The sequence below is a fragment of the Planktotalea arctica genome (genome assembly GCF_002105285.1).
In the GTDB taxonomy this organism is placed as follows: Bacteria; Pseudomonadota; Alphaproteobacteria; order Rhodobacterales; family Rhodobacteraceae; genus Planktotalea; species Planktotalea arctica.
The window spans coordinates 75,196-88,528 of record NZ_MUHR01000020.1 but is presented as its reverse complement, the minus strand read 5'-3'; the positions used below and the strand labels follow the sequence as shown (position 1 = coordinate 88,528).

Annotated in this window: 12 protein-coding genes; 3 read left to right on the top strand and 9 right to left on the bottom strand. The window is 57.0% G+C overall.

What is annotated here, in order from left to right; all coding sequences use genetic code 11:
- Positions 1 to 88: 88 nt before the first annotated feature.
- From B9P63_RS16330 to B9P63_RS16310, 5 genes are read right to left on the bottom strand one after another with little or no spacing between them, the layout of a single operon-like run.
- Positions 89 to 820 carry an SDR family NAD(P)-dependent oxidoreductase gene (locus B9P63_RS16330; RefSeq protein ID WP_085310753.1) on the bottom strand — a complete coding sequence of 244 codons (732 nt, stop codon included), beginning with the start codon at positions 818 to 820 and terminating at the stop codon, positions 89 to 91.
- Positions 817 to 1,380 carry a DUF3833 family protein gene (locus B9P63_RS16325; RefSeq protein WP_085310751.1) on the bottom strand — a complete coding sequence of 188 codons (564 nt, stop codon included), beginning with the start codon at positions 1,378 to 1,380 and terminating at the stop codon, positions 817 to 819. Before B9P63_RS16325 ends, B9P63_RS16330 begins: the two co-directional genes overlap by 4 nt.
- A 4-nt stretch (positions 1,381 to 1,384) precedes the next feature.
- A complete protein-coding gene (locus B9P63_RS16320; protein WP_085310749.1) occupies positions 1,385 to 2,638 on the bottom strand; it encodes an MFS transporter in 1,254 nt (417 codons plus the stop codon).
- Positions 2,638 to 3,390 (bottom strand): DUF1365 domain-containing protein, encoded by a 753-nt coding sequence (locus tag B9P63_RS16315; protein ID WP_085310747.1) that lies wholly within the window; start codon positions 3,388 to 3,390, stop codon positions 2,638 to 2,640. The genes B9P63_RS16320 and B9P63_RS16315 overlap by 1 nt, the downstream gene beginning before the upstream one ends.
- Complete coding sequence (locus B9P63_RS16310) at positions 3,387 to 4,688, bottom strand: NAD(P)/FAD-dependent oxidoreductase (RefSeq protein WP_085310745.1); 1,302 nt, start codon at positions 4,686 to 4,688, stop codon at positions 3,387 to 3,389. Before B9P63_RS16310 ends, B9P63_RS16315 begins: the two co-directional genes overlap by 4 nt.
- Before the next feature lie 155 nt (positions 4,689 to 4,843).
- Here B9P63_RS16310 and B9P63_RS16305 point away from each other — a divergent pair, with 155 nt between their 5' ends.
- Positions 4,844 to 5,467 carry a sigma-70 family RNA polymerase sigma factor gene (locus B9P63_RS16305; protein WP_085310744.1) on the top strand — a complete coding sequence of 208 codons (624 nt, stop codon included), beginning with the start codon at positions 4,844 to 4,846 and terminating at the stop codon, positions 5,465 to 5,467.
- 5 nt (positions 5,468 to 5,472) lie between these two features.
- Entirely contained in the window at positions 5,473 to 6,123 is a 651-nt protein-coding gene (locus B9P63_RS16300) for a ChrR family anti-sigma-E factor (protein WP_085310742.1), read from the top strand.
- Here the strand turns inward: B9P63_RS16300 and B9P63_RS16295 are convergent.
- The 4 genes from B9P63_RS16295 to B9P63_RS16280 form a co-directional block, all read right to left on the bottom strand.
- Positions 6,120 to 7,274, bottom strand: a complete 1,155-nt coding sequence (locus B9P63_RS16295) for a DNA recombination protein RmuC (protein ID WP_085310740.1) — start codon at positions 7,272 to 7,274, stop codon at positions 6,120 to 6,122. The two genes, B9P63_RS16300 and B9P63_RS16295, sit on opposite strands and share 4 nt — an antisense overlap.
- Positions 7,274 to 9,112 carry a DNA mismatch repair endonuclease MutL gene (gene mutL, locus B9P63_RS16290; RefSeq protein WP_085310738.1) on the bottom strand — a complete coding sequence of 613 codons (1,839 nt, stop codon included), beginning with the start codon at positions 9,110 to 9,112 and terminating at the stop codon, positions 7,274 to 7,276. Before mutL ends, B9P63_RS16295 begins: the two co-directional genes overlap by 1 nt.
- A 102-nt stretch (positions 9,113 to 9,214) precedes the next feature.
- Positions 9,215 to 10,537 (bottom strand): ammonium transporter, encoded by a 1,323-nt coding sequence (locus B9P63_RS16285; RefSeq protein WP_085310736.1) that lies wholly within the window; start codon positions 10,535 to 10,537, stop codon positions 9,215 to 9,217.
- Between the two features lie 24 nt (positions 10,538 to 10,561).
- Entirely contained in the window at positions 10,562 to 10,900 is a 339-nt protein-coding gene (locus B9P63_RS16280) for a P-II family nitrogen regulator (protein WP_085310734.1), read from the bottom strand.
- Positions 10,901 to 11,157: 257 nt separating this feature from the next.
- Between B9P63_RS16280 and B9P63_RS16275 the strand changes: the two genes are divergently transcribed.
- Entirely contained in the window at positions 11,158 to 13,332 is a 2,175-nt protein-coding gene (locus B9P63_RS16275) for a transglycosylase domain-containing protein (protein ID WP_085310732.1), read from the top strand.
- The last annotated feature ends 1 nt before the right edge of the window (position 13,333 follow it).

Below are 13,333 nucleotides of genomic sequence, written 5' to 3'. Positions count from 1 at the left end.
CGGTTTCCAGATGATCCGAAAAGTGCAGCGACCGCTGTAGTTAATCGACTCTCTGCGCGCTCTGATGCACACACGACGTGCCTTGAGCTCAGGCAAACAGGCGGTAATACATCCAGTCCGGCATGAACTGGCTGGCGCGAAACACCCATGAGAAAACCCGTGGAAAACTCTTTTTGAAACGGTCCGAGTTCATTAAGTCAAACATCTCGCGCGCGGCGGCGTCTGGCTCCATAATGAACGGCATGTTGAAGTCGTTCTTCTCCGTTAGACGTGTTTTGATGAAGCCCGGATTGGCCAATTGCACATCAATACCCGTGCCGCGCAGGTCCGCGTACATGCTTTCCGCCAGCGCCATCGTGCCGGCTTTGGACGCTGCATAACCGATCGCCCCCGGCAGACCGCGAAAGCCTGACAGCGAGCCGGTGATCACTAAATGCCCTGAGCCGCGCGCCTGCATCATTGGCATGACCGCACCAATGACGCGGATCGCGCCCGTGAAGTTTATATCTGCCATCGCTTCGGAGCGCGACGCGTCCCAGTCTTGCGATTTCATCGGCCAATAAACACCGGCCAGAAACACCACACCGTCCACATCGCCAATCACCGCTGCCGCGGCTTCTACGCTAGCACGATCACTCACATCGACCACCTGCGCCAATGCTTTGCCGGGTAATTCGGCGACCAATGTGTCCAACTTGTCCTTTGAGCGCGCAGAAACGATCACTTCTGCACCAGAACGGCTCATCAAATGGGCCAATGCCGCTCCCAAACCTTCGCTCGCCCCAACGAGCCAATACCGTTTACCCTGCCACTCTCTCACGCCAAATCCACCTTTCGCATCGTCGCCACCAATTCGGCAACTTTGAACCCAAACTTGCGAAACTGGCTACGGTTCACGATGGAGCCGTTGGGCGCAAGGTACATCCAGTCAATCGTGTCGAGCACATGACCCCCCGCCTCGTCCGGCAATTTGATGCGGTACTTTAGTTGCACAGCAGAGCCGAGCTGTGTGCCGGTTCCCATGCCGATCACATCTGGTGCCTCGGCCTTGATGCCGCCGTCATTGCCCAGTGTCAGATGCCATTCGCGGTTTTGCACAGTGCCGCTATCATAGCGAAATTCCTCGCGCATATAGCCCTTATTGCCGTGCCATTCCGCCTCGAACTTGCCAACAAAACGCGAAGTCACGCGCCCCATAGGACCGTAAATCACACCCTCGCATTCGATCGGTCCGTTCAAGTGTTCGCGCAAATCAAACTGCGGGCTTTGCTGCGCGTAATCCATCGGGCTTTGCGCCGCAAAGTCGAGATAGCGTTGCTTGATAAAGCTAAGCGCGATCATCAAGCCAACACCCACAAGCACGTAACCAAGAGGCTCCATCACATCATCCTTCTTCTAATTTCGTTGTAGACAAGAGCCCGATTGCCAGCACTTTCAGCGCGCAAGGCACGCCCGCGTAAAGCAAGGTCAAAAGCCAGAGGGAGGCGTCAGAGTTGACGCCTCCAGAGGTAAATCCGCTACGCTCGAGCATCGGAAGCAGCAGCACGGCGGCGAAGGCGAGCGAGAGTTTGGACACAAACGCCCAAAGCCCGAAACCCTCCGCTGCGTTTGGCGCAATCTTCGCCATGCGGGACGCAAAAGCCGCGGGAAGTAGCGTGAGGTCTGCCCCCATCGCCGCCCCTGTTGCGATGCAGATCAGCGTAAACATTGCAACATCTCCCGCCTCTAGCGTCATTGCGAAGCCAAAGGCAAACACGGCGAGCACCATCGCCGTCAAAAGAACTGGTCTAATTCCGTATTTTTGCGCCCAAAAACCCCAAATCGGTGCCGCCCCAGCCGCGCTAAGGAAGAAAAGCAACAACAGCACACCCTCTTGCCCCGGAGCATCGAGGCGGCTTTCCACGAAGAACAAAAACAATGTCGAGCTAACCGCAACAGGTGCAGCGTTTACCAGCGCAATCAACAACAATCGGCGCGCTTGGCTGTCTTGCAAGACCACTGCAAAACCTAGACTTTTTGGCGGGGCAGCGCTACTCCACTCCGCCTGCATCAAAGCAGCGGCGCAAAGACCAAGCACCGCGAAACCGATGGCAAAACCTGTGAACGGCGCATCCATTACTGTGATCAATAGAAACGGCGCAATCGAGGCAGCACACACACCCAAGAGCGCGCCGGTTTCGCGCCAACGGGCAAGCCGAAGATGGCCACTGCCGTGCATTTTATCTGCCTTGGCAACCCCTTGGGCATAAAAGGAAATGGTCAAGAAACTGAAGGCGGAAAAGACCAATGTCAGCGTCAATGCAAACCAGATCACCGGCGAAAAGAAAGGCGGTATCGCGAACAAACCTGTCATGCCGATGCAAAGCACCGCCACCCCGATTGCTACTGCGAACCGGCGCGCCGAGGCTGTCATCGCCGCGAGCTTTCCGAGCAGGGGATCTTGCACCACGTCCAGCAAACGCAGCGCGAAAAGGACCGCGCCCAAAGCCCCCAAAGAGACTCCGAACTCATCCACATAGAACTTTGGTGCATGAATATAGATCGGGAGACCCGCCGCCGACAAAAGCGCAGCAAAAAGCGCATAGCCGCCAAGGCCGCGCGTTCGCGCCGGCACCGCATTAAGAGTGGTCTCGACCATCAGGACACTTCGCTTGCGGGTGGCTCGGGCCGGTTCTTGAACCCCGCGCCCTTCCACCAAAGTTTCAGCGCTTGCCAGTGGATCAACGTCAAAACACGGCGCGACCCAAAAGGGCGACGCAGGCAGAACCGCAGTATGGCAGAATTCGTAAGCGGCGCGCATGGCCCTGTCAGCGTCGCAATCAAGCCGCCTACCTGGCTGGTGTAGTCAATCACAACCCCAATGCGCGCTGGTGTGATATCAAAACGGAATTCATATCCACCCTCGACAGGCTGAAACGGGGATACGTGCATCAATTTACGCGATTTTAAACGGTCGCTTGGCAGAATCGGGCGCAGATCATCGTGGTGGCACAGATAGCTGTGACGGTCACCATAGGTATTCGTGACCTCCGCGATCACCACGCAAAGCTGCGCGTCCGCGTCATGGCAAAGCCAGAAACACACCGGATTGAACACATGCCCCAAAACGCGTGGCTGGGCCAGTAATTGGACGCTGCCCGGGCAATCCAAACCGTTGGCTTCAAGGATCGAACGCACCCACGCAGCACCCGTTCCCGCCTTGGGCACGCCCCCATGATCGCCATCATAAAGCGCTGTCAGATTGCCGCGGTTTCGCGAAAACAAGCGCGGCGCGCGCATCTCGCGCTCCATATCCAGCAGCACATAATCCACGCTATAGCGGAACGCATTGGCGATATCGCCTTTGCGCCCGTGGTAGGTGTGACCCGCTATGTGCTGCACTTCGTTCATTGTGCGGCGATCCCCATCGCATCCGCGCTGCGCATCGCCTCGACCACGTCGACCGCACTGGACAATCCGTCCTCGTGAAAGCCATTTTTCATCCACGCGCCACAGAACCATGTTTTGTTCATACCATTCATTTGTGCCACCTCGCGCTGGCCGTCTAGCGCGGCCAAATCATAGACCGGGTGGCGCAGCGTAACCTGATCATAGATCAAATTCTCGCGAATTGTGCGATTGGTGTTCAGCGTGACGAAATGCGGATCATTTGCCGGAATAGGCTGAAGCGAATTCATCCAATAGGTCAGATCAATACGATCATTCGGCTTGCCCGCTTCTTCGGTATAATTCCACGAAGACCAGCACACTTTGCGCTTGGGCATGACAGACGCGTCAGCGTGCAAAATAATATCATTAGGCTGGTAGGCGATTTTGGACAGCGCTAAGCGCTCCGCTTCGCTTGGATCGGCTAGCAAACGCAGGCTATCGTCGGAATGCGTGGCAAAGATCACTTCGTCGAACCCCTCCCAACCGCCGCCTTGCGCCTTTATCTCGACCGCGCCATCCACACGGCGCACCGCATCAATCGGGCAACCAAGGCGCAGCGCGACGCCCTTCGCCTTGAGCGACGTTTCAACGCGGCGCACATATTCGCTAGAGCCACCGTTCACCGTGTACCACTGGTGCTGGCCCGTCACGCCCAAAAGCGCGTGGTTCTTGAAGAATTCCATCATCGCATAAGCTGGAAAATCCATGATCTTGTCGGTGGGCGTGGACCAGATCGCCCCAGACAAAGGCGCGAGGTAATAATTGCGAAAGTACCGCCCGACGCCAAGCGCATTCAGAAAATCGCCGATGGTCATATCTCGGTTAGCGGCGGCCAGATCATAACCTTTGGCGTTAAAACGCGTGATATCGCGCAACATGCGCAGGAAGCGCGGATCAAGCGCGTTCTTGCTCTGCGCAAAGACTGCACGTACCGACGCAAGACCGTACTCAAATCGACCTCCATCGATCGAAGCGCCAAAACTCATGCTCGACTTAACCACTGGCACATCCAGCTCCGCGAACAGCGCGGCAAGATGTGGGTAGTTCGCGTAGTTGAACACGATAAAGCCTGTATCAACAGGCTGCATACCGTTTTGGCCCGCCATGATCGTGCGCGCATGCCCACCAAGGCGCGGCTCCGCTTCAAAAAGCGTGACGCGATTATCGCCCCCAAGCATATGCGCAGCGCCCAATCCGGAAATACCTGCACCGATGACGGCAATGTTCTTGTTCGCTCTTGGGCCGGATTCGAATGGCATACAGGGTCGTCCTCTGGGTGTTAAGTAAGTTGCGTTCTAGACAGTGTTACGCACCGGTGCGGCAAACGGATGAAAAAGAAGAAAAAAATAACAATTCGTGTGATCCAGATGGCCAAGCACTGCGTAACAATTGTATGCTGACAAGTGTTAACACCATGGAACGACCGATCGCTCCCTCCGAGTTTCGCGCCCACAGCGCGGTGTATCGGGAAGCGACAAGCCAGACCGGAAAACCGAACGTGAGCAGCACAACCAAAGACTGGACCGCGCATATCATTGCGATCAGGGACAAGCAGGATCAGGTGGCTTTCGCCGATCTCTTTGCCCATTTCGCCCCGCGTGTTAAAGGGTTTTTGATGAAAAGTGGCGCAGATGCGTCGCTGGCAGAGGAATGTACCCAAGAGGTCATGGCGACCTTGTGGCGCAAAGCGCATATGTTCGATCCCGCCCGCGCCAGCGTGGCCACATGGATCTTTACGATCGCGCGCAACAAAAAGATCGACGCCCTGCGCAAGATGCGCAGACCCGAGCCTGAAGATCTACCTTGGGGACCCGAAGCAGAGCCGGACCAAGCCGATGCGATTGGCCTGCGGCAAGAAACAGAACAACTGGCAGATGCGATCAAACAACTGCCCGACAAACAGAGAAAATTAATCGAGCAAGCCTATTTCGGTGACCTCTCACATAGCGAAATTGCAGAAATAACCGGCCTTCCACTGGGCACGATCAAATCCCGCATTAGGTTGGCGCTAGACCGGCTACGCCACGCAATGAATTGAATGAGATGAAGCAGATGATAAATCACCACCTCACGCCCGAATTGATGATGGCCTATTCCGCAGGCACGTTGCCCGAAGCCTTCGCGCTTGTGGTTGCGACCCATGTCTCCATGTGTGACGGCTGTCGCGCGGAGATAGACAGCTTCGATGCTGTCGGTGGCTGCATGGTCGAAGATGCAAGGGCTGCCGCGCTCTCGGTGGACTCGCTCGAAGCGACGATGCGCCTGATCGCACAAGGCCCGGCAACCACGAAACAGATGCCGCGTCTGTCCAGTGGCACTCTACCCTCGCCGCTGCAAGATTACGTTGGCGGCGATCTGGACGCGATCAAATGGCGCTCCATCGGGATGGGCGTGAAACAGGCAATCTTGCCCACATCTTCGGACGCAACCGCACGCCTTCTTTATATCCCTGCGGGCAGCGCTGTGCCCGATCATGGGCATCGCGGCACGGAACTTACGCTGGTTCTGCAAGGCGCGTTCAGCGATGACGAAGATCGTTTCGCGCGCGGCGATGTGGAAGTGGCGAATGAAGATTTGCAGCACACGCCCGTTGCCGACATCGGCATGGATTGTATCTGCCTCGCAGCGACAGATGCACCGCTAAAGTTTAACGCATTCATCCCGCGCCTCGCACAGCGGTTCCTGCGGATTTAAGGCTTCGGCGGAGCAATCGGCACCACAGTGCTTTCCGGTTCCGGCGCCAGTTCTTCGAAATCAAAGTTATCAAGGCGGCGCGCACGGCGGCCGGCCTTGTCAGAGCTTATCTTGATCTCTGCGATATCTTTGGCCGCTTGGCCAAAGTGACGATCAAGGTTTTCGACCCGCGCACCAAGGCGTTCCACATCCCCGAACAGCAAACCTAGTTCACGGCGGATCGCCCCCGCCTGTTCGCGCATGCGTGCATCTTTCAAGATCGCGCGCATCGTGTGAAGCGTCGCCATGCAGGTCGTCGGCGAAACGATCCAGACACGGGCGGCAAACCCCTCGCGCACGAGTTCGGGGAAATTACCATGTAGCTCTGCATAGACCGCTTCGGAGGGCAGGAACATCAACGCGCCATCGGCGGTTTCACCGTCCAGAATATACTTCTCCGAAATCGCCTTGATATGCGCCTTGACCGCGCCGCGCATCATCCGCGCAGCATCGTTTAGCTGCTGCTGCGTCTCTGCGTTGCGCAGCGCCTCATAAGCTTCCAGTGGAAATTTACTGTCCACGACAATCGGCCCAGGTGGGTTGGGCAGATGGATCAAGCAATCCGCGCGCTTGCCGTTGGATAGCGTCGCCTGCCACGTGTAACTGTCCGCGGGCAGCGCCTTGGAGACAATATCCTTAAGCTGGATTTCCCCAAACGCCCCGCGCGTTTGCTTGTTGCTCAGGATATCCTGAAGGCTCAATACATCGCCCGAAAGTTTGGTGATATTGTCCTGTGCCTTGTCGATGGCAAGCAGGCGTTGCTGCAATTCACCAAGGCTTTGCGCCGTGCGCCGCGCCGATCCGTGCAGGTTCTCGTTCATCGTGCTGCTGACTTGCGTCAGTCGCTGCTCCATCAATTGCAGCATATTTGCCTGTGACGCGGCCTGCGCTTCGGAAACATGATTCAAGCCGCCCGCGAGTTGCTGTTGACCATCCGAAAGCATTTGCACGCGCTGCCCCAACATCCCCATCTGGTTTGCCAAAGGGGCCGTCATGCGCGCAGAGCGTCCGGCAGCGCGAAGTGCTAGGATCAACAGCAAGACAATGAGCAGAAAACCTGCACCAACGGCAATTGCGGCCAAGACAAGCGGATCTTCCAAATTGATTGTCATCAGGTCCGTCCGAACAGGCGTTCGATATCGTTAAGTTTCAATTCAACGTAAGTGGGTCGTCCATGGTTGCATTGGCCCGAATGGGGCGTTGCTTCCATTTCGCGCAAAAGCGCATTCATTTCTTCGGCTCGCATCCAGCGACCCGAGCGGATCGAGCCGTGACAGGCGACGCGGCTCAGGATCGCTTCGATCTTGGCCTGCACCGCAATGCTTTCGCCTTGGTCTGCCAACTCGTCCAGAATATCGAGCAGCATCGCTTTGGCGTTCACTTCACCGAGGATCGCAGGGGTTTCACGCACCGCAATCGCGCCGCCGCCGAACGGTTCGATACCAAGGCCCAGCTTAGACAACTCCGGTGCAATCTCCATAAGACGCGCGCAATCGCCGTCCGACATTTCGACGATTTCGGGGATCAACAATGCCTGCGCCGCAACGCCATTTGCCGCCATCTGCTTCTTTAGCTTCTCATAAACCAACCGCTCATGCGCGGCATGCTGATCGACGATCACCATGCCATCCGCCGTTTGCGCGATGATGTAATTCTCGTGCACCTGCCCGCGCGCGGCGCCCAGCGGAAATTGCTCTGCTGGCGTGTCTTGCTGCGCGGCTTCAACAACATCGACGCGGCTGAACACCCCTGCGGTTTCTTCAAACCCCGGGGCTTGGGCCTGATAGCTCGATCGTAACGCCCCCTGCGACGGTCGGTCCATTTGATAGACGCGCGCAGGGCCGGTTTGCTCTGGCCGCATCGCGCCCAAAGTTGCGCCTGCCACAGTTGAGGAAGCGCGATGCCCTGCCTCCGCAAGCGCATGGCGCAGCGCAGAAACGATCAATCCGCGCGCCATGCCGGGATCACGAAAGCGCACTTCGGATTTCGCGGGATGCACGTTCACATCGACCAGATGCGGATCGCAATCAAGGAACAGCGCAGCCGCCGGATGGCGATCACGCGACAGGAAGTCAAAATAGGCGCCGCGCAGCGCACCAACGAGCAGTTTATCGCGAACAGGACGCCCATTGACGAACAGATACTGCGCCACCGCAGAGCCGCGCGAATAAGTCGGCAAGGCAGCGAAACCCGTCAGGTGAAGTCCCTCGCGCTCTGCATCAATGCGCAGGGAGTTTTCGGCGAATTCGGTGCCCAGAATACGCGCAAGGCGACCATGCAGCGCATCAAACAAATCGCCGTTTTCCGCATCGACGCGGAAAGTCACGCGCCCCTCTCCACCGCCTGTCACATCGCGCAGCGCGAAACCGACGAAAGGCTCCGCCATCGCCAAACGCTTGACCACATCCGTGATCGCTTGGGATTCCGCACGGTCCGTGCGCATGAATTTCAAGCGCGCAGGGGTCGCATAGAACAGATCACGCAATTCGACGACAGAGCCTTTGCTCAAAGCTGCTGGCTTAACCGCGCTCATCGCACCGCCGGAAACGGAAATCTCATGCGCAGAATGCCCCTCGGCGCGCGAGGTAATCGTTAGTCGCCCAACCGCCCCCAGCGAGGGCAGCGCCTCACCGCGAAATCCAAAAGTGTGGATATTGAGCAGATCACTGCCGTCAATCTTCGACGTCGCATGACGCGACAGGGCCAGCGGCAAGGCCTCCGGCACGATTCCACAGCCATCATCAACGACGCGGATCAATGTCTTGCCACCATCGGCATAGGCAATTTCGATCCGGCGTGCGCCAGCATCGATCGCATTTTCAACCAGTTCCTTAACGGCAGAGGCCGGACGCTCCACCACCTCCCCTGCCGCAATGCGATTGATGGCAGCATCGTCAAGCTGGCGGATAACCGGTTGTCTATCGCTTATGTTGAAGGCGGTATCATTCATACCGCTACACTTAGCATGTGCACGCGCGATTCTGCCACGACTAGCACAAGAAAAAACCCGGGCATTTCTGCCCGGGCCACACATCACATAAAGACGCTTTTGTTAACCACGACCAAACTCTGGATAGGCTTCCATGCCCAACTCGGTCATATCGAGGCCTGTGATTTCATCCTCTTCGCTGACGCGGATACCCATCGTCGCCTTCAGAATGAACCACACTACGCCCGAGACGACGAAGACAAACGCGCCGACCACCAAGATGGAATAGAGCTGCACACCAAGGCTTGCTGCATCGTTGGTGAAGGTCACCGCGATCGTGCCCCAGATACCCGCAAACAGGTGCACAGGAATCGCTCCAACAACGTCGTCGATCTTGAGCTTATCGAGGAAGGGAACCGCGAAGACCACGATCACACCGCCGACGGCACCGATCAGGGAGGCAACGCCAAGACTCGGCGTCAGAGGCTCTGCTGTGATAGATACGAGGCCGGCCAAAGCACCGTTCAGAACCATCGTGAGGTCAGGTTTCTTATAGAGCAGCTGCGTTAAAATCATCGCAGTGATCGCACCGCCAGCCGCAGCCGCATTGGTGTTCGCAAAGATGCGCGAGATGTCCGCCACGTTCGCGGCGCTATCCATATAAAGCTGCGAGCCGCCGTTGAAACCGAACCAACCGAGCCACAGAATGAACGTACCAAGCGTCGCAAGCGTCAGGTTGCTGCCCGGCATAGGAATGGTGCGGCCGTCTTTATATTTGCCGATACGCGGCCCAAGGATAAGCGCGCCTGCAAGCGCGGCCCAGCCACCGACAGAGTGCACGACAGTCGAACCTGCAAAGTCCTGGAAGCCCATGCCGTCAAGGAAACCACCACCCCATTTCCAGCTTGCCTGAATGGGGTAGATGAGGCCAACGAGGATCATGGTGAACACGAGGAAGGGCCAGAGTTTGATCCGCTCCGCCAAAGCACCCGATACGATAGACGCGGTCGCAGCGCAGAACATCAACTGAAAGAAGAAGTCGGACCCAACGGAGGCATAGGTCAGATCAGGCTCTGCACCTTCAAGGCCGACAGGCTCTAGAACGGTCGGGGCAAAGGCGCCCAGAATACCTTCGATCGACCAGCCATCGCCTGGATACATCAAATTGTAGCCGATCATATAATAGACCAGCGTCGCAAGAGAGAAGAGGCCCATATTCTTGGTCAATTGCATCGCCACGTTCTTACCGCGCACGAGCCCCGCCTCGAGCATCGCGAAACCTGCCGCCATGAAAAAGACCAGAAAACCCGACACCAGAAACATGAAGGTGGTAAAGATAAAGCCGATATCGGCGTTTGTCGGCGTTGTGTCCGCCTCTTGCGCTAAGGCCAATCCTGGCAAGATTGCCAGCAAGGTGGTTGCGCCGATTACTCGTTTGTAAGTCATTTTCGTATCCTTCACGTTGCGCGCTTAAATCGCGTCGCCATTGGTTTCGCCGGTCCGAACGCGCACTGCTTGGGCGACGTCCAGAACGAAAATCTTGCCGTCACCGATTTTGCCGGTACGCGCTGTATTGGTGATGGTTTCGACCACTTGATCCGCCATGGCGGCGCTCACCACGAGCTCCAGTTTCACTTTGGGAACGAAGTTTACCGCGTATTCCGCACCGCGATAGATTTCCGTATGACCCGACTGCGCCCCGAAACCTTTGATCTCGGTCACCATCATGCCGCGCACGCCGATGCCAGTCAGGGCTTCTCGGACCTCCTCCAATTTGAACGGTTTGATCGTTGCTATGATGAGTTTCACCTGATGTGCCTTTCGAATGATCGAGGGGGATACCCTCAGTTTGCAAGTGCAGCAAAACGCTGCAGCTGCGCAGTTGAAAGGCTAAGGGTCGATTGACGCAGTGAATTGGCCGCCAAAGCGATTAATTTCTAAGCGCTACTGCAAATTTGCTTAATTTTCATGCAAAAGCATATCACGCAGAACAGCAAACGCCCCTCAACATCCGCTCAAGGAGCCGCTAAGGTGATTGAAAATAAAGTTCCGAGCAGGTTCGAGTTATGGTTCAAAAGAAAAAGGGTACGCCCCGCCTTGTCGCCGACAAGCGCTATGGCAGCGCCAAAAAATCGCCAAAGCCAGCGGCTAAACCGCATAAAAAACGTGCAGTGCGTAAACCCATGCGCGGACCAATCGGCTGGATTTTGGCACTCTTTCGTTGGATTTTCCGTCTCATATGGGGCTTCATTTGGCGCATTTCCTTTGTAACCGCGGTGATTCTAGGCCTCGCCGTCACATATTTTGCGCTACAATTGCCCGAGCCGGACGCGCTTTTGGACGGGCGTGCACGCGGCTCCGTAACAATGATGGATCGCAACGGTGAGGTTTTCGCATGGCGCGGTGATCAGTTTGGCGGTGCAATCACGACCAATACCGCCTCTAAGCACCTGATAAACGCCATCGTCGCAACCGAAGATAAACGCTTTTACTGGCATCTTGGCGTTAGCCCTCGCGGCATCGCAAGCGCTGTGCGCATTAACCTTCGTGAAGGGCGTGGGCCGCTCTCAGGGCATGGTGGCTCAACCATCACACAGCAGACGGCAAAACTCCTGTGCCTCGGCGTTCCCTTCGATCCCAGCGTCTGGAAGAGCGAAAAGGAATACGAAGCCGATTGCCGCAGAACAACCATGTGGCGCAAAGCCAAAGAAGCAATTTTCGCCCTCGCGATGGAAGCGAAATACACCAAAGACGACGTGTTGAACATCTACATGAACCGCGCGTTCCTTGGTGCCGGTGCACGTGGGTTCGAAGCCGCCAGCCAGCGCTATTTCGGCAAATCCGGTGCCGAGGTGAATGCGGCGGAGGCTGCCATGCTTGCCGGACTACTGAAAGCCCCTACCCGCTATGCGCCAACCAACAATCTAGCCCGCTCGCAAGATCGCGCGACGGTCATCATCGGATTGATGGAAGATCAGGGCTACCTTAGCGCCAAGGATGCGGAAATCGCGCGCATCGCGCCTGCACAGCTTTCCGAAGCGGCAGAAGCGAAAGCAGGCGGGTATTTCGCAGATTGGGTCATGAACAGCGGACCGGAATTTTTCACACGCGACACCACAGAGGACGTGATCATCAAGACCACGCTCGATCGCCGTTTGCAGGCCGCAGCCGAAGAGGCGATGCTGTTCATCTTTGAAAAAAAGGTTCGCGAAGGATCAAAGGCGCAAGCCGCCATCGTCGTTATGAGCGCAGACGGCGCAGTGCGCGCTATGGTCGGCGGGCGAAAAACCAAGGTATCGGGCGGGTTCAACCGCGCCACGCAAGCGCTGCGACAGACCGGATCAGCGTTCAAACCCTTCGTCTATGCAACCGCAATGGAACTGGGCTACAGCCCGAATGACCGCATCGTTGACGCACCTTTGACGATCAACATTCCCGGCTCGGGGCCATGGTCGCCAAAGAATTACACCAAGGACTTCAAAGGCTCTGTCACTTTGACGGATGCGCTCAAAGACTCGCTCAACATCCCCGCGGTCAAACTGTCGGAGGAAGTGGGCCGCGAGAATGTGCGCAAAGTCGCCTCTGATTTCGGGATCGAAAGCGATCTGGCCGCAGGCCCCGCACTCGCACTTGGCGCATCCGAAAGCACTCTTATTGAAATGACGGGCGCTTATGCAGGCATCCTGAACGGCGGATCTTCGGTCACGCCCTATGGGCTGGTCGAACTAAGCCTGCTCGGCGATAGCGAGCCGTTGATGGGCACAGGCGGCGGCATTGGCGAGCGGGTCATACGGGATGATGCGGCAGGTCAATTGATCTACATGATGGAGAAGGTGGTTAGCCAAGGCACGGGCCGGCGCGCCGCGCTTGCCGATCGCGAAGCTGCTGGTAAAACTGGTACGACACAAGCCGCACGCGATGCCTGGTTCATCGGCTTCACCGCTGATTATGTGGCCGGGGTCTGGATGGGCTATGACGACAACACGCCACTATCAGGCGTGACTGGCGGGGGCCTTCCTGCGGAAATCTGGCACGAAGTAATGGTGCGCGTGCATCAGGGCCTGCCTGCGCGTGCTTTGCCGATGACCACGCCAAGCGCGCCGCTGCGCACGCCATCCACGAATTTCGAGCCGATTCCGGCAGATGATATCGCGGACACTGTGCTGCAAAGGGTTCTACGCGGCTTCGGGCAAAGTAGCGGTAGCACAGACCGGTCGGATGAGAACCGCGAAAATCGCTAGG

Bases quoted from the DNA above. Each gene is read 5' to 3' on its own strand.
- B9P63_RS16325 (WP_085310751.1), bottom strand. From the start codon at position 1,380: ATGGAGCCTCTTGGTTACGTGCTTGTGGGTGTTGGCTTGATGATCGCG.
- B9P63_RS16320 (WP_085310749.1), bottom strand. From the start codon at position 2,638: ATGGTCGAGACCACTCTTAATGCGGTGCCGGCGCGAACGCGCGGCCTT.
- B9P63_RS16315 (WP_085310747.1), bottom strand. From the start codon at position 3,390: ATGAACGAAGTGCAGCACATAGCGGGTCACACCTACCACGGGCGCAAA.
- B9P63_RS16310 (WP_085310745.1), bottom strand. From the start codon at position 4,688: ATGCCATTCGAATCCGGCCCAAGAGCGAACAAGAACATTGCCGTCATC.
- B9P63_RS16305 (WP_085310744.1), top strand. From the start codon at position 4,844: ATGGAACGACCGATCGCTCCCTCCGAGTTTCGCGCCCACAGCGCGGTG.
- B9P63_RS16300 (WP_085310742.1), top strand. From the start codon at position 5,473: ATGAAGCAGATGATAAATCACCACCTCACGCCCGAATTGATGATGGCC.
- B9P63_RS16295 (WP_085310740.1), bottom strand. From the start codon at position 7,274: ATGACAATCAATTTGGAAGATCCGCTTGTCTTGGCCGCAATTGCCGTT.
- mutL (WP_085310738.1), bottom strand. From the start codon at position 9,112: ATGAATGATACCGCCTTCAACATAAGCGATAGACAACCGGTTATCCGC.
- B9P63_RS16285 (WP_085310736.1), bottom strand. From the start codon at position 10,537: ATGACTTACAAACGAGTAATCGGCGCAACCACCTTGCTGGCAATCTTG.
- B9P63_RS16275 (WP_085310732.1), top strand. From the start codon at position 11,158: ATGGTTCAAAAGAAAAAGGGTACGCCCCGCCTTGTCGCCGACAAGCGC.